Here is a 22,655-nt window from a genome sequence, read left to right on the forward strand (position 1 = left end):
TCAGGCCGCGAGCAGCTTGCGCACCCGGTCGGCGCCCACCGCCAGCAGCAGCGTCGGCAGCCGGGGGCCGGTGTCCCGGCCGACCAGCAGTTGGTAGAGCAGCGCGAAGAACGTGCGCTGCGCGACCTTCAGCTCCGGCGTCGGCTTGGCGTCCGCCGCGAGCCCGGCCTGGAGCTTGGGCACCCCGTACACCAGCGTGGTCAGCCCGTCCAGCGACCAGTGGGTGTCGAGCCCCTCCAGCAGCAGCCGCAGCGACTCGCGCTCGGTCTCCCCGAGCGAGGCCAGCAGCTCGGTGTCCGGCTCGTCCCGCACCCGGGTGCGCTGCTCGGCCGGGACCTGGGTGTTGATCCAGCGCTCAGCCCTGTCGAGCCGCGGCCGGGTCTCGTCCAGGGACTTCACGGGGTTGTCCGGGTCGAGCTCGCTGAGGATGCGCAGCGTCTGCTCGTCATGGCCAGTGGTGATGTCGACCACCGACGCGAGCATCCGGTACGGCAGCGGGCGCGGGGTGCGCGGCAGCTCGCCGGAGGCGGTGCGGGTGGCACGGCTGTAGGCGGCCGCGTCCGCCGGCTGGGCCGCCCCCTCGGTGATCTTGCGCTCCAGGGCGTCCCACTCGTCGTAGGTCCGCTGGATCTCCTGGTCGAAGGCGATCTTGAAGGACTGGTTCGGCCGACGGCGCGCGTACAGCCAGCGCAGCAGCGGCGCCTCCATGATCTCCAGCGCGTCGGCCGGGGTCGGCACGCCGCCCTTGGACGAGGACATCTTCGCCATGCCGCTGATGCCGACGAAGGCGTACATCGGACCGATGGGCTGCTCGCCGCCGAAGACCTCGCGCACGATCTGCCCGCCGACGACGAACGAGGAGCCGGGCGAGGAGTGGTCGACGCCCGAGGGCTCGAAGACCACGCCCTCATAGGCCCAGCGCATCGGCCAGTCGACCTTCCAGACCAGCTTGCCCCGGTCGTGCTCGCTCAAGCGCACGGTCTCGCCGTGGCCGCAGGCGCAGGTGTACGCCAGCTCCGTCGTCTCGTCGTCGTACGAGGTGACGGTGGTCAGATCGCGCTCGCACACCGAGCAGTACGGCTTGTACGGGTAGTAGCCCGCGCCGCCCGCGCTGCCGTCGTCCTCACTGGCCGCGCCGGAGCCCTCGGCGGCCTCCAGCTCGGCCTCGTCGACCGGCTTCTGCTGCTGCTTGGCGGGCTTCTTCGCCCCGCCGTTCGCCTTGTCCTTGGTGCGGTAGCGGTCGAGCACGGCGTCGATCTGCCCGCGGTGGCGCATCGCGTGCAGGATCTGCTCGCGGTACGCACCCGAGGTGTACTGCTCCGTCTGGCTGATGCCGTGGAACTCGATGCCCAGCTCCCGCAGCGCCTCGATCATCGGCGCCTTGAAGTGCTCGGCCCAGTTCGCATAGGGGGATCCGGGCGGGGCCGGGACGGAGGTCAGCGGCTTGCCGATGTGCTCGGCCCAGGAGGGGTCGACCCCGGCCGGGACCTTGCGATACCGGTCGTAGTCGTCCCAGGACAGGATGTGCACGCATTCATAGCCGCGCCGCCTGATCTCGTCGGCGACCAGGTGCGGGGTCATGACCTCGCGCAGATTGCCGAGGTGGATCGGGCCGGACGGGCTGAGACCCGAGGCGCAGACGATCGGTTTGCCGGGGGCGCGACGCTCCGCCTCGGCAATGACCTCGTCGGCGAATCGGGAGACCCAGTCGGTCTCGGTGGTCTGAGCCACGGTCGGCACTTCCTTCCTTGCGGTCATGGCGACACCATTGTCCCAGACGGAACGAGGGGCCCGGAGGTTTTCCACAGGGGGCCGAGGCAGGGGCTGCGGCAGGCACCCGAGGACGGCCCGGGCACGGGACAAAAGCGTTGGACACGCCGTGAAATACTGAGGTGGACCCAACCATCTACCGGAATGGCATTCCACTCATGGCCTCGGTCCCATCCCTTGCCGCCACGGTCCACCAGCGTCTCGCGGACGCCCTCTCGGCTGCCCTGCCGGAGGCCGGCGCCGCCGATCCGCTGCTGCGACGTAGCGACCGGGCCGACTTCCAGGCCAACGGGATGCTGGCGCTCGCGAAGAAGCTCAAGGGCAACCCGCGCGAGCTGGCCGCCAAGGTCGTGGAGAGCCTGCCGGCCGGCGAGCTGATCGCGGACATCGAGGTCTCCGGGCCCGGCTTCCTCAACATCACGGTGTCGGACGAGGCGATCGTGAAGACCCTCGCCGCCCGCGCCGCCGACGCCCGGCTCGGCGTTCCGTACGCCGAGAGCCCCGGCACGACCGTGGTCGACTACGCCCAGCCCAACGTGGCCAAGGAGATGCACGTCGGCCATCTGCGCTCGGCGGTCATCGGCGACGCGGTCGTGCGGATCCTGGAGTTCGCGGGCGAGAAGGTGGTCAGGCGCCACCACATCGGCGACTGGGGCACCCAGTTCGGCATGCTCATCCAGTACCTGCTGGAGCACCCGCACGAACTGGACCACAAGGCAGCCACGGGCGACCAGGGCGCCGGGGACGACAAGGACCTGGCAGCCTCCGGCGAGGAGGCCATGTCCAACCTGAACCGCCTCTACAAGGCCGCGCGGGCGCTCTTCGACTCCGACGAGGAGTTCAAGGAGCGGTCCCGGCGCCGGGTGGTGGACCTTCAGGCCGGGGACGAAGAGACCATCGCCCTGTGGCGCAAGTTCGTCGACGAGTCGAAGATCTACTTCTACTCCGTCTTCGACAAGCTCGACATGGACATCCGCGACCCCGACGTCGTCGGCGAGTCCGGCTACAACGACATGCTGGCCGAGACCTGCCGGCTGCTGGAGGAGTCCGGCGTCGCGGTGCGCTCCGAGGGCGCGCTGTGCGTCTTCTTCGACGACGTCAAGGGCCCGGACGGCAACCCGGTGCCGCTGATCGTGCAGAAGTCCGACGGCGGCTTCGGCTACGCGGCCACCGACCTGTCCGCGATCCGGGACCGGGTCCAGAACCTCCAGGCCGACTCCCTGGTCTACGTCGTGGACGCCCGGCAGTCGCTCCACTTCAAGATGGTCTTCGAAACCGCCCGCCGGATCGGCTGGCTGAACGAGAAGACCCACGCCTACCAGCTCGCCTTCGGCACCGTCCTCGGCAAGAACGGCAAGCCGTTCAAGACCCGTGAGGGCGAGACGGTGCGGCTGGTGGACCTGCTGGACGAGGCCATCGAGCGGGCGACGGCCGTCGTCCGCGAGAAGAGCGAGGGGAAGATCGACCTCACCGAGGAGGAGATCGCCGAGCGCGGCGCCCAGGTCGGCATCGGCGCGGTCAAGTACGCGGACCTGTCCACGTCGGCCGCCCGCGACTACAAGTTCGACCTGGACCAGATGGTCTCGCTCAACGGCGACACCTCGGTGTATCTCCAGTACGCGTACGCCCGGATCCAGTCGATCCTGCGCCTCGCCGGCGAGGGCCAGAACCCGGTCGCCCACCCCGAGCTTCCCCTGGCCCCCGCCGAGCGGGCGCTGGGCCTGCACCTGGACCAGTTCGCGGAGATCCTGCGGGAGGTCGCGGCGGGCTACGAGCCGCACAAGCTGGCCGCGTACCTGTACCAGCTGGCCTCGTTCTACACGACCTTCTACGACAAGTGCCTGGTCCTGAAGGCCGAGGGCGGCCCGGCCCAGGTCGAGAACCGCCTCTTCCTGTGCGACCTGACCGCCCGCACCCTCCACCAGGGCATGGACCTGCTCGGCATCCGCACCCCCGAGCGCCTCTGAGCGCTCGCGCGCGCCCCCGTCGCGGCGGCCTTCGCTCAACTTCGCGAAGGCCGCCGCGACGCTGCTTTCAGGCGATTTGCCCGGCAGAATCGTTACTGAGCGGATCCTACGATCGAGGTGAGGTCATATGGCCGAGGAAGCAGACAGGAGAAGCGATATGACGCTTGCCCCCGAGCACCCGTGCCCGCCCGCCGCGCACACCGCGGAGGAGACGGCGGTCAGCCTCATCGACATCGCCGAGACGGTGTTCCAGAACCTTCCTGGATACCGGGCCGAGATCCTCGGAGGACAGCTGATCGTGACGCCCCCTGCCGATCCCCCGCACGCGGAATCGCTCACCAATCTCACGCTTGCGTTCGCCGCTCTTCACCAAGGCGAGACCCGCGTCGTCCAGGCCGTGGGCATTTGGCTGCCAACGGGCGATGAGGACTACGCGATCCCGGACCTCTCGATTGTGGACGCGGATTTCCGGGACCACATGACTCGGTTCAACTGCATCGATCCCGCGGTTTTCCGCGTGGTGTTCGAGGTCACGTCGTCCAACTGGCGCGACGATCTGGACCGCAAACCCAGCTACTACGCGCGGGCGGGCGTCCCCGTCTATGTCATCGGCGACCGCAAACACGGCGAGGTCATCGTCCTCACCGACCCCCACGACGGCGAATACCGCACCCGGTCCGTCCATCGCCCCGGCGAGTCCTTCGTCCTGCCCGAGTCCATCGGCGCCAAGGTCGAGCTGGAGGTCGACTCACTGCTGTCCGAGTGAACCGACCGCAGGCCGGTCTCCCTCCGCCGCGCAGAAGGCGTCGCGCTCCGGCCGCTCACCAGCCACCAGGAAGTCGGTCACATACCGGTCCGAGCAGGCGTTCCCGTTGACCACGTACGCCCCGTGCCCGGTCTCGTCCGCCGTCACCATCCGGGCCCGCTCCCCGAAGGCGCGGCGCAGCTTCAGCGCGCCGCTGTAGGGCGTCGCCGGGTCGCGCCGGTTCTGCACCAGCAGCACGTTCGACGGCCCGTCCGAGGTGATCCGCACCGGCTTGTCGCGGGGCACGTCGGGCCAAAAGGCACAGGTCATGACGTTCACCGGCATCCCGGCCGTCAGCGGGTGGCTCGTCCGGCTGGCCGCGACCTCGCGGGCGTAAGACGGCAGGGACTTCGGCCACGAGACGTCGTTGCACAGCGTCGCGGTGCCCGAGGCCATGGTGTTCTGCATCGCCTCGTCCGGCAGCGTGGCGGGCGCCGGCAACTCCTTGCCGTCGCGGGCGGCCCGTATCAGCTCGGCGAGGGCTGCGTAGCGGCTCCCGGGGAGGTCGGCGTACCGGCTCGGGGCGTAGAGGGTGTCGAGCAGCTGCTGGCGCAGCACATTGCCGTTCAGCTCGGGCGGGTTGGCGCCCTCCCAGGGGATCGGATGGGTGTCCAGCCGGGCCGCGAGGTCGAGGAACAGCCGGCGGACGCCGTCGGGGGTGGCGGCGAGCCGGTGGTCGCCGGGCTTGGAGGCGTACGCGGCGAAGGCGGGGAAGGTGTCCTCGACGCCGACGGCGAAGGCGGCCAGCCAGCCGCGCCCCACGCGCTTCGGGTCGGGGTCGTCGTTGCTGTCCAGCACCCAGCGGTCGGTGCGCTCGGGGAACATCTGCGCGTACACGGCCCCCGGGTAGGTCCCGTACGACACGCCCCAGGCCGACAGCTTCTCCTCGCCGAGCGCCTGGCGGATGCGGTCGATGTCCCGGGCCTCGTTGACGGTGCTGACGCTCTTCAGCACCGGGCCGCCGTTGCGGGCGCAGGCGTCGGCCATACGCCGTCCGGTGGCGACGTTGTCGGCGATGCTCCCGTCCGGGGCGGGCCAGGGGCGGGAGCGGGTGAGGGCCAGGTCTTCGTGGGCAAGGCCGCAGCTGACCGGGGTGGACCGGCCCACGCCCCGGGGGTCGAAGCTGACGAGGTCGTACGCGTCCCGTACCGTCTGCGGCAGCTTGGCGCCCAGGGTGGATGGCCTGTTCAGGCCGGAGCCGCCCGGTCCCCCGGGGATCAGCAGCAGCGTGCCCCGGCGGGCGCCCGGCTTGGCACTGGAGATGCGGGAGACGGCGAGCGAGATCTGTTCCCCGCCCGGGTCGCGGTAGTCCAGCGGCACCTTGAGCGTCGCACATTCCTGCCTCGGGTCGAGGCCGGTGCCCTCGCACACGCCCCAGCTCAGCGGCGCGGCGGATCGGGGGGTGGCCGCGTCGGCGGCGGCCGTGGAGGCGAGCAGAGAAGCGGTGGTGGCGGCGGCGAGGGCCAGGGAGGCGGCCTTGGCGTTGGCGATTCTCATGGCCTTGAGCCTCGCGCAATCCGCTCAGAAGTCCCATCAGGCCAGCTGGCCGCTGCGGACGGGGGATAACCCCCGATCCGCTGCGTCAGCCGGCGTACCCGGTGGGGTTGCGTGTCAGGCCGTCCAGGTTTCGTCGTCCGGGTAGGCGATGTAGTTGCCCTCTGTCAGGGCCACCATGAAGCTGTATTTACGGCCTTCGACGAGGTTCCATCCAGAGTCGGAGGCGTCGCGGCGCTTGCAGTTGCCGTTGCCGCCGACGGTGAGGGTGCGGGTTTGGCCGGTTTTGGGGTCGTAGATCTCGGCGTAGGCGGCGAAGCCGTCGGCCTCGATATCGCAGAGCTCGACGATGTCGCCGTTGGCCTCGAACCGCAGGCGGGCGCCGGGGTCCCCGTCGTCCGAGTGGATCGTGTGGTCCCAAGCGATGGCGTGGGCGCTCGGCGAGGCCAGGACGGGCAGCGAGACGGCGGCGGCGAGGACCGCAGCAATCCGCAGCCCGGCCCCCTTGGTTGGCCTCCGAAGCTTCGGCACAGGGTGCTCCTTGATTTTTCTGGAACAGGCCACATCAACGAGCCTGCGGTGCAGTGAACTTGAGCCGGAAGATTAGCCAGGGCGTTTCCGGCCGTGAACAACTTCCTGCCTTTGTTGAGCATTTCCTGAGTTAACTTCGCGCACCCGCGCCTTTTGTTATGCGTCCCGCCAGCCCTCCCCGAGCTCGAACCAGACGGTCTTGCCGCCGACCCCGAACAGCTCGTCGCCAATGGCGCAACCGCCCCAGCTGTCGGCGATCACATCCAGAAGGCCGATTCCACGGCCCCGCTCGGCGTCGGCGTCACCGGCCCAGTCCGTGGTCAGGTACGGGAGTTGGGGGTTGGTGTCACAGACGCTGACCCGCACCCGCTTATCGCTTCGCCTGACGTTCATGGACGCCGGACCGTCCGAGTGGGCGTAGGTGTTCGTGACGAGCTCGGAGGCCAACAACTCGGCGGTGTCGGCCAGGTCGTGCACGCCGTGCTCTTCGAGGATGAGGCGCAGTATGCGGCGGGCGATGCGCGGGGCGAGGGGGTCGCGGGGGAACTGGAGGGTGTAGTCCCAGTCTTCGGGCACACGGGGGTCGTTGCACATACGCGCCTCCGTAGAGTGAGTGACGTGAGACACACCGTAGCTTCGATCGGATTACAGGTGCTACTAGTTCGGGGATTCCTGTCCGACTAGACCCATGTGGGTGAACGACGGCACACTGTGCGTCGTCAACGAAAGAGGAGCAATGCCGCCCAGAACTACCCCTACGGCCCGTCAACTGCGCCTCGGCTTCGAACTGCGCAAGCTCCGCGAGCACGCCGGGCTCACGGCCACCGATGCCGCGGCGCTGCTCGGCACCGAGCGCACGAAGATCAGCAATATCGAAACCGGTCGCTTCGGCGTCAGCGCGGCCCGCGTTCGCAGGCTCGCGAGTCACTACGACTGCTCGAACACGAACCTGATCGAGGCCCTTGTCGGCATGACCGGGGAGCGGAAGCGGCAGTGGTGGGAGGAGTACCGGGAGATCCTGCCCGCCGCCCTGCTCGACCTCGCCGAGCTTGAGCATCACGCCTCCGCCCTGCGTTCGGCGCAGTTCATGCATCTGCCGGGGCTTCTCCAGACACACGACCACGCACGCGTGGTCTTCCAGCAAGTAGTGCCCTCTCTTCCACCGCCCGAGGTGGAGCACCGGGTCTCACATCGCGTCAAGCGCCAGGCCGTCCTGTTCCAGGAATCCCCGCCCGCGTACACCGCCGTCATCCACGAGGCGGCTCTGCGGATGCGGTTCGGTGGCCGATCGACCGCCAAGTCGCAGCTCCAGCACATCCTCGACATGAGCGAGCACGACCACATCACAGTCCTGGTCGTCCCCTTCGCCGCAGGCGCCATCCCGGGCTCGGGCCAGTCAGTGCTCTACGCGGCCGGCCCCGTCCCCCAACTCGACACCGTCCAGCTCGACAGCGAGCATGGCAGCGTGTTCCTCGACGCGGACGCCCAACTGGCGCGGTACCGAATCTTCATGGACCGCACAGAGAGCGCAGCCCTCAAGGCGGACGAGTCCCGCGACTTCATCCAAACAATCGCCCAAGACCTCTGAAAGGCAGAGAAGTTGCCCACCCCTCACTGGCGGAAGTCTTCCTTCAGCGGCGAAGGAAACAACTGCCTCAACGTCGCCTCCGCCGTCGACGGAACCATCCGCCTCCGCGAGAGCGAAGCCCCCGACACGGTCCTCACCACCACCCCCACCCACCTCGGCCACTTCATACGCGCCGCCAAGGCAGGCCAATTCGACCACCTCACCCCCTAGCCGCATGGTTTGCGACAAACTTCCCGATCGGCCTGGCAGAAAATCGCCGACGCGGACAACCTCCTCCCAACCGGGGCAGTCGGACGTCACGTAACTGGCAACCGATCTTTTGGAGGAAGTCATGCGACGCTGGGGGACCGCACTCGCGGCGCTCACGCTGGCCGGCGCCGGACTGGCGGCGACGGCGGGGACGGCCGGTGCCGCCACCACGTCGACGACGGCCAAGGCTTCGGCGGAGGCCTGCGCGACCGCGTGGGGCAGCGGCGAGAAGACCGCGCAAGATGCGGACTACAAGCCGCTGAAGAACATCAGGGCGGGGCAGCACGAGTGCTACGACCGTCTGGTGTTCGACATCAAGGGCGGCACGGCGGCCGGCCAGACCGGCTACCGCGTCGGCTATGTCGACGCGATGTACCAGGACGGCTCCGGCGACCCGATCGCAGTCGGCGGCGGCGCGATCCTGGAGATCCATGTGGCCGCGCCGAGCTATGACCCGGAGGCCGGCGGCGAGACGTATCCGGGGCGGGCCGGGAAGCCGCTGCCCGGGGTGAACATCGCCGGGTACCGCACCTTCAAGGACACCCGCTACGGCGCCAGCTTCGAGGGTGAGACGCAGGTCGGGCTCGGCGTGCGCGCCCGGCTGCCGTTCCGGGTCCTCCAGTCGGGCGACCACCTGATCGTCGACGTCGCCCACTCCTGGGCCACCGCCCGCTGACCTCGGGCGCCGACGTCAGGCGCTGCTGTCACGGCCCTTCACCAGGGCCGTGACAGCAGCCCGGAATCCCAACCACCGCTTCCTGCGCCCAGGGTGAACCCCCTGGGTTTCCCGCCGCTCTTCGCCCAGCCTGAGACGCGACGAGATCAGCAGCTCCGTACGGTCGCGGAGCGCGCCCACGACGGCCACGACGGGGAAAGAAACGGCATGAGCGAGCGCACCGACACGACGCTGTACGACGCCATCGGCGGGATGGACACCCTGCGCCGGCTGAGCGACACCTTCTACGAAGCGGTGCTGGAGGACGCGCTGCTGGCCCCGGTCTTCGCCAACTTCAGCCGTACCCATATCGAGCACGTCGCCGTCTGGCTCGCCGAGATCTTCTCGGGCCCCGCCCGCTTCACCGAGGAACTGGGCGGTCACCAGGCCCTGCTGCGGTCGCATCTCGGGCTGGCGATCACCGAGGAGCAGCGGACCCGCTGGATGGAGCTGATGACGGCCGCCGTGGAGAAGGAGCTCCCGGACGACGAGCTGCTGCGCCGCCGCGTCGTGGAGTACTTCGACTGGGGCACCAAGATCGCCCGCGATGTCTCCGCCGGACCCGTCGGCCAGGACCTCGGCGAGCCGGGCCCGACCCCGCGCTGGGGCTGGAACGGCCCCCAGTAGGCCCGTCGGCACGCCCCGTCGGGGCCGATGTCAGTGGCACGCGCTTCACTGTCTCCTGTGAACGAAGACGAACTGCTGCCCGCCCTCCACGGCATGGTGTGGCCGGACACCCGGGTCCTGGACTGCCGGTCGGCCGGGCACGGGGCGGGGCATATGTGCCTGACGATCCCCGACGGGGCGGGCCTGAGCGAGCTCGTGGAGACCCTCAGCGACTGGTACGGGGAGCCTCGCACCCTCGTATCGGAAGGGCGTGCCGACGCCGCCGTGAGCGAGCGGACGGGGCTGCCGCTCATCGCTTCCTTCGGGGACGGCGAGCGCGTCGTCGAGATGCGCGCCTGGGCGTTCGGCGGCCGGTGGATCGGTGCAGGCGTGGTCCGCGTCGGCGGAGAGGCGCGGCTTGTGGTGGTCGTGGCCCCGCGCACCACCCCGGCGCCGGACGAGCTGCCCGCCGGCGCCTCCTGGCTGGACCGGCTCGTCGCCGTGACCGGCTGGGACGCGGACCGGGTGGGCATCGACCCGATCCGCCTGGACCGGATGCAGTCGGGCCGGATCCGTACGGCCGACTGCGCGGCGGCCGAGAAGCGGCTGGGCACGGCGCTGCCGAGCGACTACAAGAAGCTGGTCGAGACGTTCGGGGACGGCGCCTTCGACGGCTTCCTGAACCTCTATCTGCCGGCCGACATCGTCAAGGGCGCCGAGTTCGCGTCCGGTTGGGCGAAGGCTCACGGCACCCCGTCCTGGGAGCCGCACCCGCCGTTCCCCGAGCCGGGCGGGCTGCTGCCATGGGCGGGCACCGAGCACGAGACGTCGTTCTACTGGATCACCGAAGGACCCGACCCCGACGCCTGGCCCGTCTATGTCACGGAGGTCGGCCCCGAGGCCGGGACCCGGTTCGCCATGACCACCACGGAGTTCGTCTTCCGCATGCTCGCCGACCCCGAGCACCCCTACTCCATGCCCGCCGACTTCGCCGCCCACTGGTTCATGAACTACAACAGGCCCCGGGCGGTAGCGTGACGGCCCGAACCAGCAAGAGAACAGGCGAAAGGGCAGCCGGGATGCGTTACGTCGTCATCGGAGCGGGCGCCGTCGGAGGCGCGATCGGCGGGCGGCTCGCCCAGAGCGGCCACGACGTCGTCCTGGTGGCGCGCGGAGCGCACTACGAGGCGCTGCGCCGGGACGGGCTGCGGCTGCTGACGCCCGACGGTACGCACCGGCTCCCGGTGCCCGTGGCCGACCGGCCCGAGGCCGTCGAGCTGCGCCCCGACGACGTACTCGTCCTGGCCGTGAAGACCCAGGACAGCGTGGCCGCGCTGGACGCCTGGGCGCCCCGCCCGGTGGCCGGCGGCGGCACGGCGGCCGACCGGCTGCCGCTGGTGTGCGCGCAGAACGGGGTGGAGAGCGAGCGGCTGGCGCTGCGCCGCTTCCGCCGGGTGTACGCCATGTGCGTCTGGCTGCCCGCCACCTATCTGGAGCCGGGCGAGGTCATAGCCCCCTGCGCGCCTTGCACCGGCGTGCTCCACCTGGGCGCCTATCCGTCCGGAGCGGACGAGACGGCCCGGCAGATCGCGGCCGACCTGGAGAAGTCCCACTTCCTCGCGCCGGTCGTGCCGGACGTGATGCGCTGGAAGTACGCCAAGCTGCGGGCCAACGTCGCCAACGCCGTGGAGGCGGTCTGCGGGCCGGACGGAGGCGATGAGGCGGCGGCCCTGGTGCGGCGCGCGAAGGCGGAGGCGAGCGCCGTCTTCGACGCGGCGGGCATCGACCGCGCGAGCGACGCCGAGCAGAGCGCGGTGCGCGACGGAAAGATGGGCATACGCCCCGTCGCCGGCGGTGCGGCGTGGGGCGGCGGTTCGTCGTGGCAGAGCCTGGTCCGGGGCTCAGGAACGGTCGAGGCGGACTATCTGAACGGCGAGATCGTGCTGCTGGGCCGGCTCCACGGAGTGCCGACCCCGGTCAACGAGGCGCTGCGGCACACCGCGAACGAATGCGCACGCGAGCGCCGCACCCCCGGCACGATCACCGCCGCGCAACTCACCCGGATCAGCGACGCAGCCTGAACTTGTGGTGAGTATGAGACAGCGACACGCCGTCGCTTCGGCGTGTCGCTGTCTCATACTCACCACAAAAGCCGCGGTCTCAGACGTCGCCCCGGTTCAGCCGCTGTGCGACCTCGGTCGCCCAGTAGGTCAGGACCATGCCCGCCCCCGCCCGCCGTACGGACGTCAGCGTCTCCATGATCGCCCGGTCCCGGTCGATCCACCCATTGGCCGCGGCGGCCTCGACCATCGCGTACTCCCCGGAGATCTGGTACGCGGCGACCGGCACGTCCGCCTCGTCCGCGATCCGGCGCAGGATGTCCAGGTACGGCAGCGCGGGCTTGACCATCACCATGTCGGCGCCCTCGGCCAGGTCGAGCGCCAGCTCGCGCAGCGCCTCCCGGGCGTTGGCCGCGTCCTGCTGATACGTCTTGCGGTCGCCCTTGAGGGAGGACCCCACGGCCTCGCGGAAGGGCCCGTAGAAGGCCGAGGCGTACTTGACGGCGTAGGCGAGGATCGAGACGTCCTGGCGGCCGATGCCGTCCAGCGCCGCCCGGGCGACCCCGACCTGGCCGTCCATCATTCCGCTCGCGCCCACCACATGGGCACCCGCGTCCGCCTGCACCCGCGCCATCTCCGCGTAGCGCTCCAGCGTCGCGTCGTTGTCGACCCGGCCCTCGGCGTCGAGCACGCCGCAGTGGCCGTGGTCGGTGTGCTCGTCGAGGCACAGGTCGGACATGACGACCAGTTCGTCGCCGACCTCGGACCGCACATCGCGCAGGGCGACCTGCAGGATCCCGTCCGGGTCGGTGCCCGGCGTGCCGATCGCGTCCTTCTTGCTCTCCTCCGGCACGCCGAAGAGCATGATCCCGCCGACGCCCGCCTCGACCGCCTCCACGGCGGCCTTCCGCAGCGAGTCGCGGGTGTGCTGTACGACGCCCGGCATCGAGGCCAGCGGCACCGGCTCGCCCGCGCCCTCCAGGATGAAGGCGGGCAGGATCAGCTCGGCCGGGTGCAGCCGGGTCTCGGCGACCATGCGCCGCATGGCCGCGTTCACCCGCAGCCGGCGCGGCCGGGCGCCGGGGAAGCTCCCGTACGGGGTGGCGCCGTGCGTGCTGCTGTGCGTGCTCAAGAGCGTGCCCTCCTTCGTGAACCGGGCCGCCGCTCGCTCGGGCGGGTGACCGGCTCCCCTGCCTGGGTCGCGGCCCGCCGCCGGGCCGCCCCGAACTCCGCCAGCGCCTCGGCCAGCTTGTGCACCGAGGGCTCGGGCGACAGTACGTCCACCCGCAGGCCGTGCTCCTCCGCGGTCTTCGCGGTGGCCGGGCCGATACAGGCGATGACCGTGACGTTGTGCGGCTTGCCCGCGATGCCGACGAGGTTCCGCACGGTCGACGACGAGGTGAAGAGCACCGCGTCGAAGCCGCCGCCCTTGATCGCCTCGCGGGTCTCGGCCGGCGGCGGCGAGGCGCGCACGGTGCGGTACGCCGTGACGTCGTCGACCTCCCAGCCCAGCTCGATGAGCCCGGCCACCAACGTCTCCGTGGCGATGTCGGCACGCGGCAGGAAGACGCGGTCGATCGGGTCGAAGACCGGGTCGTACGGCGGCCAGTCCTCCAGCAGCCCGGCCGCGGACTGCTCGCCGCTGGGCACCAGGTCCGGCTTGACCCCGAAGTCGATGAGCGACTTGGCGGTCTGCTCGCCCACCGCCGCGACCTTGATCCCGGCGAAGGCGCGGGCGTCGAGCCCGTACTCCTCGAACTTCTCCCGCACCGCCTTGACCGCGTTGACCGAGGTGAAGGCGATCCACTCATAGCGCCCGGTCACCAGGCCCTTGACCGCGCGCTCCATCTGCTGCGGGGTGCGCGGCGGCTCCACGGCGATGGTCGGCACCTCGCTGGGCACCGCGCCGTACGAGCGCAGCTGGTCCGAGAGCGAGGCGGCCTGCTCCTTGGTGCGCGGCACCAGCACATGCCAGCCGAACAGCGGCTTGGACTCGAACCACGCCAGCTGTTCGCGCTGCGCGGCCGCGCTGCGCTCGCCGACGACGGCTATCACCGGCTGGGCGCCCTGCGGCGACGGCAGCACCTTCGCCGCCTTCAGCACCTGCGCGATGGTGCCCAGCGTCGCCGTCCAGGTGCGCTGCCGGGTGGTCGTACCGGCGACGGTGACGGTCAGCGGGGTGTCGGGCTTGCGCCCGGCGGCCACCAGCTCGCCCGCGGCGGCCGCGACCGTCTCCAGGGTCGCGGAGACCACGGCGGTCGCGTCCGAGGAGCCGACCTCGCTCCAGCAGCGGTCGTCGGCCGTACGGGCGTCCACGAAGCGCACATCGGTGCCCTGCGCGTCCCGCAGCGGCACCCCCGCGTACGCGGGCACGCCCACCGCGGCCGCCACGCCCGGCACCACCTCGAAGACGATGCCCTCGGCAGCGCACGCGAGCATCTCGTCGGCGGCGTATCCGTCCAGGCCAGGGTCGCCCGCGACCGCGCGGACGACCCGCTTGCCGCTCCGCGCGGCGCCCATGACAAGATTGGCCGTGTCCCTGAGTAGGGCCACGTCGGCGGTGCTTGACGACGCGTCAGCTCTCGCCTGCTCCGGTGTGCCCTGAGCGTCCGCGGCCACGCCCGGCCTGACGTGCGTACGTACCACGTCGAGCACTTGTGGATCGGCGATCAGCACATCAGCGGCGCCTAGTGCCTCCACGGCACGCAACGTCAGCAGGCCTGGATCTCCTGGGCCCGCACCGAGGAAGGTGACGTGCCCATGTCCGGGTGGGTGGTTCGGGGCGTTGGGGTTCAATGTGCTCGCTCCCCCATAAGACCGGCCGCACCCTTCGCGAGCATCTCGGCGGCGAGCTCATGTCCCATGAGCTGGGCCGCCTCCTCGCCAGGCGCCGCGGGAACGGGACCGGTGATGGACAACTGCACCAGCGAGGAGCCGTCGGTGGTGCCGACGACGCCACGCAGGCGCATTTCGGTGACAGCCTGACCGTCGCCGAGCAGGTCGGCCAGCGCACCCACAGGTGCGCTGCAGCCGGCCTCCAGGGCGGCGAGCAGGGAACGCTCGGCGGTCACGGCGACCCGGGTGTACGGGTCGTCGAGCTCGGCGAGCTGAGCAGCGAGCGCCGCGTTGGCGGCGGCGCACTCGACTGCCAGTGCCCCCTGGCCGGGGGCGGGCAGGATGTGGTCGGCGTCCAGGATCTCGGTCGCCTCGTCGAGCCGTCCCAGGCGGGTCAGGCCGGCGGCGGCCAGCACCACCGCGTCCAGCTCCCCCGAGCGGACGTAGCCGATACGGGTGTCGACGTTGCCGCGGATCGGCACGGTCTCGATCCGCAGGCCCAGCGAGCGCGCCCAGGCGCGCAGCTGGGAGGTGCGGCGCGGGGAGCCGGTGCCTATCCGGGCGCCGGGCGGAAGCTCGGCGAAGGTGAGGTCGTCGCGGGCGATCAGCGCGTCGCGCGGGTCCTCGCGGGTCGGCAGCGCGGCCAGGACCAGGTCCTCGGGCTGCCCGGTCGGCAGGTCCTTCAGCGAGTGGACGGCGAAGTCGATCTCGCCGCGCAGCAGCGCCTCGCGCAGCGCGGTGGCGAAGACGCCCGTGCCGCCGATCTGCGCAAGGTCCTCGCGCGAGACGTCCCCGCGCGTCGTGATCTCCACGAGCTCGACGGGACGTCCGGTGACGCGGCGCACGGCGTCCGCTATCTGCCCGGACTGGGCCATGGCCAGCGCGGAGCGCCGGGTGCCGAGCCGCAGCGGCGCGGGGGTGCTGGGGGCGGCGGGGGTGTGTGCCCGGCCGAAGGCGGCGGGAGGTGTCGCGTTCATGCCCGGCCTCTCTTCGGGTCGTTCTGTACGGCCGCGGCGCCGGGCCGGCCGGTGTCGCCGCTGCCGTTCGGACGGGTGCCGTTCATATCGGCCCGGCTGACGGCGGCCACCGCCTGCGGGTCGAGGTCGAACAGCTCGCGCAGCGCGTCCGCGTACCCGGCACCGCCGGGCGTACTCGCGAGCTGCTTGACCCGCACGGTGGGCGCGTGCAGCAGCTTGTCGACGACGCGGCGCACGGTCTGGGTGATCTCGGCGCGCTGTCTTTCGTCGAGGTCGGGGAGGCGCCCGTCGAGCCGGGCGATCTCGCCGGCGACCACATCTGCCGCCATGGTACGCAGCGCGACCACGGTCGGCGTGATGTGCGCGGCGCGCTGAGCTGCCCCGAAGGCGGAAACCTCGGAGGAGACAATGGCCCGGACCTGGTCGACGTCGGCGGCCATCGGCCCCGCCGACGTAGTCGGCTGATCGGACACTGTGGCCGCGGCCTCGGCCAGCGACTCGATGTCCACCAGGCGCAGCCCGGCGATGCGGTGCGCCGCCGCGTCGATGTCGCGCGGCATCGCCAGGTCGAGCAGCGCGACGGTCTCCGCCGCGCCCGGCCCGGCGGTGCCCGCCGCCCGCTGCTCCGCGCGCCGGTCGAGGGCTTCGCGCAGCATGTCGGCGGTCAGCACCAGGCCGGTCGCGCCCGTACAGGAGACGACGATGTCGGCGTAGGGCAGCTCGTCCGGGACACGATCCCTCGGCACAGCGCGGGCGATGAGCGGACGACCGGCGGCAGAGCCGTCCTCGCGCGGGGCACCGGCGACGGCATCCGCACCGGCGCTCTGCCCCGCCAGCGACTCCGCGAGGCGCCGCGCCCGATCCAATGTCCTGTTGGCGATCACCAGTTCGGCAACACCGGCACGCGCGAGCGTGGTCGCGGCCAGCGAGGACATCGAGCCCGCCCCGATCACCAGGGCACGCCGCCCCGCCGCCCAGTCCGCCACCGGCGTGGTGCCCCCGGCCAGCTGTTCGAGGCCGAAGGTGACGAGCGACTGACCGGCCTTGTCGATACCGGTCTCGCTGTGGGCCCGCTTGCCGACCCGCAGCGCCTGCTGGAACAGATCGTTCAGCAGCCGGCCCGCGGTGTGCAGCTCCTGCCCCAGCGCGAGCGCGTCCTTGATCTGGCCGAGGATCTGGCCCTCGCCGACGACCATCGAGTCCAGGCCGCAGGCCACCGAGAACAGGTGGTGGACGGCCCGGTCCTCGTAGTGGACGTACAGATACGGGGTGAGCTCGTCGAGATCGACCCCGGTGTGCTGGGCGAGCAGCGTGGACAGCTCGGCGACCCCGGCGTGGAACTTGTCCACGTCCGCGTACAGCTCGATGCGGTTGCAGGTGGCCAGCACGGCAGCCTCGGTGGCGGGCTCGGCCACGAGGGTGTCCTGTGCCAGCTTGGCCGGCTCCTCGCCCACCAGGGAGGCGCGCTCCAGCACGCTCACCGGCGCGGTGCGATGACTCAGTCCGACGACGAGAAGGCTCATGCCGGCATCACGGCGGGCACATCCCCGTCAGGTCCCTGGCGACCGTTGTCGGTGCCCGCGCCCGGCACCGCGCGGTGCGGGGCGAGCGGGGCCGGCGCCGCGGCGGCGGCCCCCGGCGTTTCCTGGGCGGCCGACTGCGCGCTCGCCGCCTCGTCGGGCGCGCCCGTCTCCTCGCCCGCCTTGCGCTGCTCGTGGAAGGCGAGGATCTGCAGCTCGATCGACAGGTCGACCTTGCGTACGTCCACCCCGTCCGGCACCGAGAGCACGGTGGGGGCGAAGTTGAGGATCGAGGTGACCCCGGCGGCCACCAGCCGGTCACAGACCTGCTGGGCCGCGCCGGCCGGGGTGGCGATGACGCCGATCGACACGCCGTTGTCGGTGATGATCTGCTCGAGCTCGTCGGTGTGCTGCACCGCGATGCCCGCGACCGGCTTGCCGGTCATCGCCGGGTCGGCGTCGATCAGCGCCGCGACCCGGAAGCCGCGGGAGGCGAAGCCGCCGTAGTTGGCGAGCGCCGCGCCGAGGTTACCGATACCGACGATCACAACCGGCCAGTCCTGGGTGAGGCCCAGCTCACGCGAGATCTGGTAGACGAGGTACTCCACGTCGTAGCCGACCCCGCGGGTGCCGTACGACCCGAGGTAGGAGAAGTCCTTGCGCAGCTTGGCCGAATTGACCCCGGCCGCAGCCGCGAGCTCCTCCGAGGAGACCGTGGGCACCGAGCGCTCGGAGAGCGCGGTCAGCGCACGGAGGTACAGCGGAAGCCGGGCGACGGTGGCCTCGGGGATCCCTCGGCTTCGGGTCGCCGGTCGGTGAGTTCGGCCAGTTGCCACGGTGCTCCTGCGGGTAGAGCGGGGCTGCGGGCGTCCGCATGTTTCAGGACGTCCCCATCGACAGCAGGCTATGTCTTTGTGAACGCGTGCACAAAGATGGTGTCCGCTTTGTCCGAGCAAAGTGACCGGTGTCACGCATCCATTCGACCTGCTCGTGGAACCGCAACGGGTGTCACACCGTTCCCGGCGGCCACATCCGCACGGCCGGGACGCCGACGGGAGCACGGGCCCTCACTCCTCACCGCTTGCCTCCAGGGCAGCAGCACAGACAGCAACAAATCGCCCACGATCGTAATCGACGGCGCGGGGCACAATGGCGGACATGAGCCCGCTGCTGCGCCGCACCCCGCGCAAGAACCCCGCCGAACGCACGGTCACGCTGATCGGCAAGCCCGACTGCCATCTGTGCGAGGACGCCGAGGCCGTGGTCGCGAAGGTCTGCGGCGAGCTGGGCGCGTCCTGGGAGAAGAAGGACATCACCCAGGACGAAGAGCTCTACCGCAAGTACTGGGAGCAGATCCCGGTGGTCCTCGTCGACGGCGCACAGCACGACTTCTGGCGGGTGAACCCGGATCGGCTCCGGAAGGCGCTGCGCGGCTGAGCGAGCGCCCGCGCCCCGCCCCCGTCCCGGCCCCGTCCCGGGCTGCTCCGCAGCCCTTCCGCAGCCCTTCCGCAGCCCTTCCGGAGCCCTTCCGGACCCGTTCCGTATCCGGGAAGTCGGCGCGGCTGAATCGTCCCGACACCCGGCCGTAACGGGATGCGGGGAATGGCTGGCTATGCTCAGCCCATGGCCGCATTGGGATGGTTCACCCGTCGTCGACACCTCGCCACCGAAGCGAGCGTCCTCGCCGGAGAAGCCTCGGCCGAGGCCGCGCGCAAGTCCTCGGCCCAGACGCCCCCGCCCCCCGAGGTCCCCGAGCCGGAGTTCCCCGTCGTCGGGGACGAGCGGGCGGCCGCCTTCTTCGACCTGGACAACACGGTCATGCAGGGCGCCGCTCTGTTCCACTTCGGCCGCGGCCTCTACAAGCGCCATTTCTTCCGCAAGCGCGAGCTGGCCCGTTTCGCCTGGCAGCAGACCTGGTTCCGGCTGGCCGGCGTCGAGGACCCGGCCCATATGGAGGACGTGCGCAGCAGCGCCCTGTCCATCGTCAAGGGCCACCGGGTCTCGGAGCTGATGACGATCGGCGAGGAGATCTACGACGAGTACATGGCCGACCGCATCTGGCCAGGCACCCGCGCCCTCGCCCAGGCCCACCTCGACGCCGGACAGCGGGTCTGGCTGGTGACCGCCGCCCCGGTGGAGACCGCGACGATCATCGCCCGGCGGCTGGGCCTGACCGGTGCGCTCGGCACCGTGGCCGAGTCGGTCGGCGGGGTGTACACGGGCAAGCTGGTCGGCGAGCCGCTGCACGGGCCGGCCAAGGCCGAGGCGGTACGGGCGCTGGCGGCGGCCGAGGGCCTTGACCTGTCGCGCTGCGCCGCGTACAGCGACTCCTCGAACGACATTCCGATGCTGTCGATCGTCGGCCATCCGTACGCGGTGAACCCGGACGGGCGGCTGCGCAAGCACGCGCGCGAGCACGGCTGGCGGCTGCGCGACTACCGTACGGGCCGCAAGGCCGCCAAGATCGGCATCCCTGCGGCGGCCGGGGTCGGCGCGGTGGCGGGCGGCACGGCGGCCGCCATGGCCCTGCACCGCCGCCGCCGCTTCTGACACCGCCGCATCTGACACCGCGTGGCTGACGCGGCGCGGCACACAGACACCACGCAGAGCCACAGGCCGCATTCGATATGCGGCTCCGCCGCGTGGCACAGAGGCGCCACGGGGCGTCGCCCAGCCGCCAGCCGTCACCCTGTGGCCTCGGCCTTCACCCTTGACCGCTTGCGCCGACACCCGACCACTCGCGCCGGGCGATGACCGTCCGTGATGACGGCCCCCGGCGCGCCACCCCGCCCCCGGAGCGTCATCGGCTGACCACGGCCGCGCCCAGCCGGTCAATCCCGGTTTCCCGACCCACAAGGCCCCGGCCTGCCCTCTTACCGCCCCTTTTGCACAACACGCCACGAAATCGCGCAGACCCCGACACTTACCGGTCAAGAGCCCTACTGCATTCGATACTTGATCGGTCATCAACCCATAACGGAGCAGACTGAAACGATGATTTGGACAACTGGGTGTAGCGTTGCCTGTACGAAGCGTTATTCTCCTTAGACGCAAATCGGTACCCACGCGTCCCTACGGCGGGTGAACGGTCCCGTACTGCACGTGATGGAAGCTCTGCCTCTGGGAGTCCCGTGTACCCACACGTCGGGGTTGACGCCTCGGGCCTGGCTACGCTGCGCGCAACGGTCCTCGACTGTCTGCGCGGCTTCGTCCCCACCGCGTATGCCGGCCCCGCCCTCGCCACACCCATGCCCGTCGGCGCTGTCGGCACCGACGGCGCGGCCGGCCCCGCCAGCTCCTGCTATGCCCTGGCCGACGGCGGCGCGGCGGTCGGCAGACGCTCCCGCGGCGGCACGTCCACCGCCCGCCGTCCAGGCGCGGACAGCGACAGCCGCCGCATGATGGACCTCGTCGAGCGCGCTCAGGCGGGCGAGGCCGAGGCCTTCGGCCGGCTGTACGACCAGTACGCCGACACCGTCTACCGCTATATCTACTACCGCGTAGGCGGCCGGGCCACGGCCGAAGACCTCACCAGCGAGACGTTCCTGCGGGCGCTGCGCCGCATCGGCACCTTCACCTGGCAGGGCCGTGACTTCGGTGCCTGGCTGGTGACCATCGCCCGCAATCTGGTCGCCGACCACTTCAAATCCAGCCGCTTCCGGCTGGAGGTCACCACCGGCGAAATGCTCGACGCCAATGAGGTCGAGCGCTCCCCCGAGGACTCCGTCCTGGAATCCCTCTCCAACGCCGCGCTGCTCCAGGCCGTGCGCAAGCTCAACCCGCAGCAGCAGGAGTGCGTGACACTGCGCTTCCTCCAGGGCCTTTCCGTCGCCGAGACCGCCCGCGTCATGGGGAAGAACGAAGGCGCGATCAAGACCCTCCAGTACCGGGCTGTCCGTACCCTGGCCCGGCTCCTCCCCGAGGACGCCCGCTGACCCACAGTGCTCGATTTGCCTTCGAGGCGCCTCAGCCTCCCCCAGCTACCGCTGGGAGGTGTCCCCTATCGACAGTCGACCGTGCTCGGCCCCTCGTACCTCAGGGCCTCCGCGCGCTCTCCCTTTCACAGCGCACATCAGCGCCTCCGGCGCGGGCGGCGCGTCCCTTCGTGTGGCGGCGCCACCACGCCCCGTCCGATCATCGGGAGGGCGTAACCCTGGTGCTGCGCCGCTCGTTGAGGAGGATGCAGGCTCCTTGCGGTCACGTCCTTCCATAGACACCCCACTCGTTCGGGTGGAAAGGCATGCGGCGTGCAACCTTCCAGGTGTCCTGGGGAGTGGACCGTCATGACGAGAGGAGGTGCCGCCTGTGATCGCGAACGTATCGGCGCACCGGCGGGCTCACGCCTTCGCCAAGGCCCTGGAGGCCCTGGAGGCCCTGGAGAGGGACAGCCGCCAGGATTCCCAGGGCGCGGCGGGCGCCGAGCAGCCCGGCTCTTCGGCCGACAGCGCGGAGCACAGACGGCTGCTGGCCCTGACGAGCGGGCTCGGGGAGTTGCCGGCACCGAAGCTGGATCCCGAGGTCCGGGTCACCCAGCGGGCCCAGCTGGTAGCCGCGATGGAAGCGGCCTTCGCCGAGGGCGCTCCCCAGGTGCCCGGGCAGCGGCCGCCCCGCGCCCACCGGGCGACCCCCCTCAGCAGACTGCGCCCCCGCTCCCGCTGGTCCAAGGGGCTGGCCGCCGGAGGGCTCACGGTCGGGGTGGCGGCGGGCGCGTTCGGCGGCGTCGCCGCGGCCAGCTCCGACGCCCTGCCCGGTGACACCCTCTATGGCTTCAAGCGCGGCATAGAGGATCTGAAGCTCGAGATGGCCGACGACGACGCCGACCGCGGCCGGCTGTATCTGGACCAGGCGTCGACCCGGATGAGCGAGGCGCGCCGGCTGATGGAGCGGGGCCGCTCGGGCGACCTGGACCACGAATCGCTGAGCGAGATCCGCAAGACCCTCGCCGGGATGCGCCATGACGCCTCCGAGGGCCACCGGCTGCTGCACAAGGTCTATGAGCGGGACGGCTCGCTCGGCCCCATGCGGACGCTGTCGTCCTTCTCCCGCTCCCACCGCGATGGCTGGTCCCGGCTGCGCGAGAAGCTGCCCGTCCAGCTCATGGACGTGGGGGACGAGGTGAGCTCGGTGTTCGACGCCATAGACCAAGAGGTCGGTCCGCTGCAGTCCCTGCTGCCCTCCTCCCGCGACGGCCGGGACAACACCGGTCACTCGGTGGTCGAGCCACCCGAGCGGACCACCACGGGCGGTTCCAACATCCCGGCGCCCGCCGTGACCACGCCGAGCGCCCCCCGCCCCAGCGGGGACGACAGCCGCCCGCGCCCCTCGGCGCCGTCCCACCTCGAGGACGGCGGCCTCATCGGCGGCGCCGGCGATCTGCTGGATCCGCCGACGGGCGAGCCGACCCCGCTCCCGTCCTCCGGCAAGGGCGACCCGGGCACCAAGCCGACCCAGCCGGAGATCACCATCCCGCCGCTGTTGCCCGACCTGCTGCCAGGCCTCGGCATCGACGGCGACGGGAAGTAGTGGCGCGTACGACGG

The 22,655-nt window shown here is 71.1% G+C and carries 21 protein-coding genes; 12 read left to right on the top strand and 9 right to left on the bottom strand.

Annotated features, from left to right (window positions below):
* The gene (gene lysS, locus ACH4U7_RS15910) at positions 1-1,758 is read right to left on the bottom strand and encodes a lysine--tRNA ligase (protein WP_398528481.1); all 1,758 of its coding nucleotides are present in this window, start codon (positions 1,756-1,758) and stop codon (positions 1-3) included.
* A gap of 170 nt (positions 1,759-1,928) precedes the next feature.
* Between lysS and argS the strand changes: the two genes are divergently transcribed.
* Positions 1,929-3,737, top strand: coding sequence for an arginine--tRNA ligase (gene argS, locus ACH4U7_RS15915; protein ID WP_398528482.1), 1,809 nt, complete (start codon positions 1,929-1,931; stop codon positions 3,735-3,737).
* Positions 3,738-3,894: 157 nt separating this feature from the next.
* Complete coding sequence (locus ACH4U7_RS15920; protein ID WP_398528483.1) at positions 3,895-4,503, top strand: Uma2 family endonuclease; 609 nt, start codon at positions 3,895-3,897, stop codon at positions 4,501-4,503.
* Here the strand turns inward: ACH4U7_RS15920 and ACH4U7_RS15925 are convergent.
* The 3 genes from ACH4U7_RS15925 to ACH4U7_RS15935 all read right to left on the bottom strand — a co-directional run bounded on the left by ACH4U7_RS15925 (position 4,486) and on the right by ACH4U7_RS15935 (position 7,161).
* Complete coding sequence (locus tag ACH4U7_RS15925) at positions 4,486-6,039, bottom strand: alpha/beta hydrolase (RefSeq protein WP_398528484.1); 1,554 nt, start codon at positions 6,037-6,039, stop codon at positions 4,486-4,488. The two genes, ACH4U7_RS15920 and ACH4U7_RS15925, sit on opposite strands and share 18 nt — an antisense overlap.
* 114 nt (positions 6,040-6,153) lie before the next feature.
* Positions 6,154-6,567: a hypothetical protein gene (locus ACH4U7_RS15930; protein ID WP_398528485.1), complete on the bottom strand. Its 414-nt coding sequence runs from the start codon at positions 6,565-6,567 to the stop codon at positions 6,154-6,156.
* A gap of 156 nt (positions 6,568-6,723) precedes the next feature.
* The gene (locus ACH4U7_RS15935) at positions 6,724-7,161 is read right to left on the bottom strand and encodes an ATP-binding protein (RefSeq protein WP_398528486.1); all 438 of its coding nucleotides are present in this window, start codon (positions 7,159-7,161) and stop codon (positions 6,724-6,726) included.
* Between the two features lie 142 nt (positions 7,162-7,303).
* Here ACH4U7_RS15935 and ACH4U7_RS15940 point away from each other — a divergent pair, with 142 nt between their 5' ends.
* The 6 genes from ACH4U7_RS15940 to ACH4U7_RS15965 all read left to right on the top strand — a co-directional run bounded on the left by ACH4U7_RS15940 (position 7,304) and on the right by ACH4U7_RS15965 (position 11,806).
* Positions 7,304-8,155, top strand: coding sequence for a helix-turn-helix domain-containing protein (locus ACH4U7_RS15940; RefSeq protein ID WP_398528487.1), 852 nt, complete (start codon positions 7,304-7,306; stop codon positions 8,153-8,155).
* Between the two features lie 12 nt (positions 8,156-8,167).
* The gene (locus tag ACH4U7_RS15945) at positions 8,168-8,365 is read left to right on the top strand and encodes a DUF397 domain-containing protein (protein ID WP_398528488.1); all 198 of its coding nucleotides are present in this window, start codon (positions 8,168-8,170) and stop codon (positions 8,363-8,365) included.
* A 121-nt stretch (positions 8,366-8,486) separates the two neighbouring features.
* A complete protein-coding gene (locus ACH4U7_RS15950) occupies positions 8,487-9,080 on the top strand; it encodes a hypothetical protein (protein ID WP_398528489.1) in 594 nt (197 codons plus the stop codon).
* A 207-nt stretch (positions 9,081-9,287) separates the two neighbouring features.
* On the top strand, positions 9,288-9,746 hold the full coding sequence (locus ACH4U7_RS15955) for a group II truncated hemoglobin (RefSeq protein ID WP_398528490.1): 459 nt from the start codon (positions 9,288-9,290) through the stop codon (positions 9,744-9,746).
* A gap of 57 nt (positions 9,747-9,803) precedes the next feature.
* On the top strand, positions 9,804-10,763 hold the full coding sequence (locus ACH4U7_RS15960; protein ID WP_398528491.1) for an SMI1/KNR4 family protein: 960 nt from the start codon (positions 9,804-9,806) through the stop codon (positions 10,761-10,763).
* 41 nt (positions 10,764-10,804) lie between these two features.
* Positions 10,805-11,806, top strand: coding sequence for a ketopantoate reductase family protein (locus ACH4U7_RS15965; RefSeq protein ID WP_398528492.1), 1,002 nt, complete (start codon positions 10,805-10,807; stop codon positions 11,804-11,806).
* A 79-nt stretch (positions 11,807-11,885) separates the two neighbouring features.
* On the opposite strand, the gene hemB is transcribed toward ACH4U7_RS15965, so the two are convergent.
* The 5 genes from hemB to ACH4U7_RS15990 are packed head-to-tail and all read right to left on the bottom strand — an operon-like array spanning position 11,886 to position 17,953.
* The gene (gene hemB / locus ACH4U7_RS15970; RefSeq protein ID WP_398528493.1) at positions 11,886-12,917 is read right to left on the bottom strand and encodes a porphobilinogen synthase; all 1,032 of its coding nucleotides are present in this window, start codon (positions 12,915-12,917) and stop codon (positions 11,886-11,888) included.
* Positions 12,914-14,581: a uroporphyrinogen-III synthase gene (locus tag ACH4U7_RS15975; RefSeq protein ID WP_398528494.1), complete on the bottom strand. Its 1,668-nt coding sequence runs from the start codon at positions 14,579-14,581 to the stop codon at positions 12,914-12,916. The genes hemB and ACH4U7_RS15975 overlap by 4 nt, the downstream gene beginning before the upstream one ends.
* The gene (gene hemC, locus ACH4U7_RS15980; protein WP_398528495.1) at positions 14,578-15,597 is read right to left on the bottom strand and encodes a hydroxymethylbilane synthase; all 1,020 of its coding nucleotides are present in this window, start codon (positions 15,595-15,597) and stop codon (positions 14,578-14,580) included. Before hemC ends, ACH4U7_RS15975 begins: the two co-directional genes overlap by 4 nt.
* Complete coding sequence (locus ACH4U7_RS15985) at positions 15,594-17,120, bottom strand: glutamyl-tRNA reductase (protein WP_398528496.1); 1,527 nt, start codon at positions 17,118-17,120, stop codon at positions 15,594-15,596. Before ACH4U7_RS15985 ends, hemC begins: the two co-directional genes overlap by 4 nt.
* A complete protein-coding gene (locus ACH4U7_RS15990) occupies positions 17,117-17,953 on the bottom strand; it encodes a redox-sensing transcriptional repressor Rex (protein ID WP_398528497.1) in 837 nt (278 codons plus the stop codon). The genes ACH4U7_RS15985 and ACH4U7_RS15990 overlap by 4 nt, the downstream gene beginning before the upstream one ends.
* A gap of 322 nt (positions 17,954-18,275) precedes the next feature.
* On the opposite strand from ACH4U7_RS15990, the gene ACH4U7_RS15995 reads away from it, so the two are divergent.
* The 4 genes from ACH4U7_RS15995 to ACH4U7_RS16010 all read left to right on the top strand — a co-directional run bounded on the left by ACH4U7_RS15995 (position 18,276) and on the right by ACH4U7_RS16010 (position 22,640).
* A complete protein-coding gene (locus tag ACH4U7_RS15995) occupies positions 18,276-18,554 on the top strand; it encodes a glutaredoxin family protein (protein WP_089509882.1) in 279 nt (92 codons plus the stop codon).
* A gap of 186 nt (positions 18,555-18,740) precedes the next feature.
* Positions 18,741-19,667, top strand: a complete 927-nt coding sequence (locus ACH4U7_RS16000; protein WP_398528498.1) for an HAD family hydrolase — start codon at positions 18,741-18,743, stop codon at positions 19,665-19,667.
* A 581-nt stretch (positions 19,668-20,248) separates the two neighbouring features.
* The gene (locus ACH4U7_RS16005; protein ID WP_398528499.1) at positions 20,249-21,052 is read left to right on the top strand and encodes an ECF subfamily RNA polymerase sigma factor, BldN family; all 804 of its coding nucleotides are present in this window, start codon (positions 20,249-20,251) and stop codon (positions 21,050-21,052) included.
* Between the two features lie 370 nt (positions 21,053-21,422).
* Complete coding sequence (locus ACH4U7_RS16010; RefSeq protein ID WP_398528500.1) at positions 21,423-22,640, top strand: DUF5667 domain-containing protein; 1,218 nt, start codon at positions 21,423-21,425, stop codon at positions 22,638-22,640.
* Positions 22,641-22,655 lie beyond the last annotated feature (15 nt).

This window comes from Streptomyces sp. NPDC020845 (assembly GCF_044334165.1).
Classification (GTDB): Bacteria; Actinomycetota; Actinomycetes; order Streptomycetales; family Streptomycetaceae; genus Streptomyces.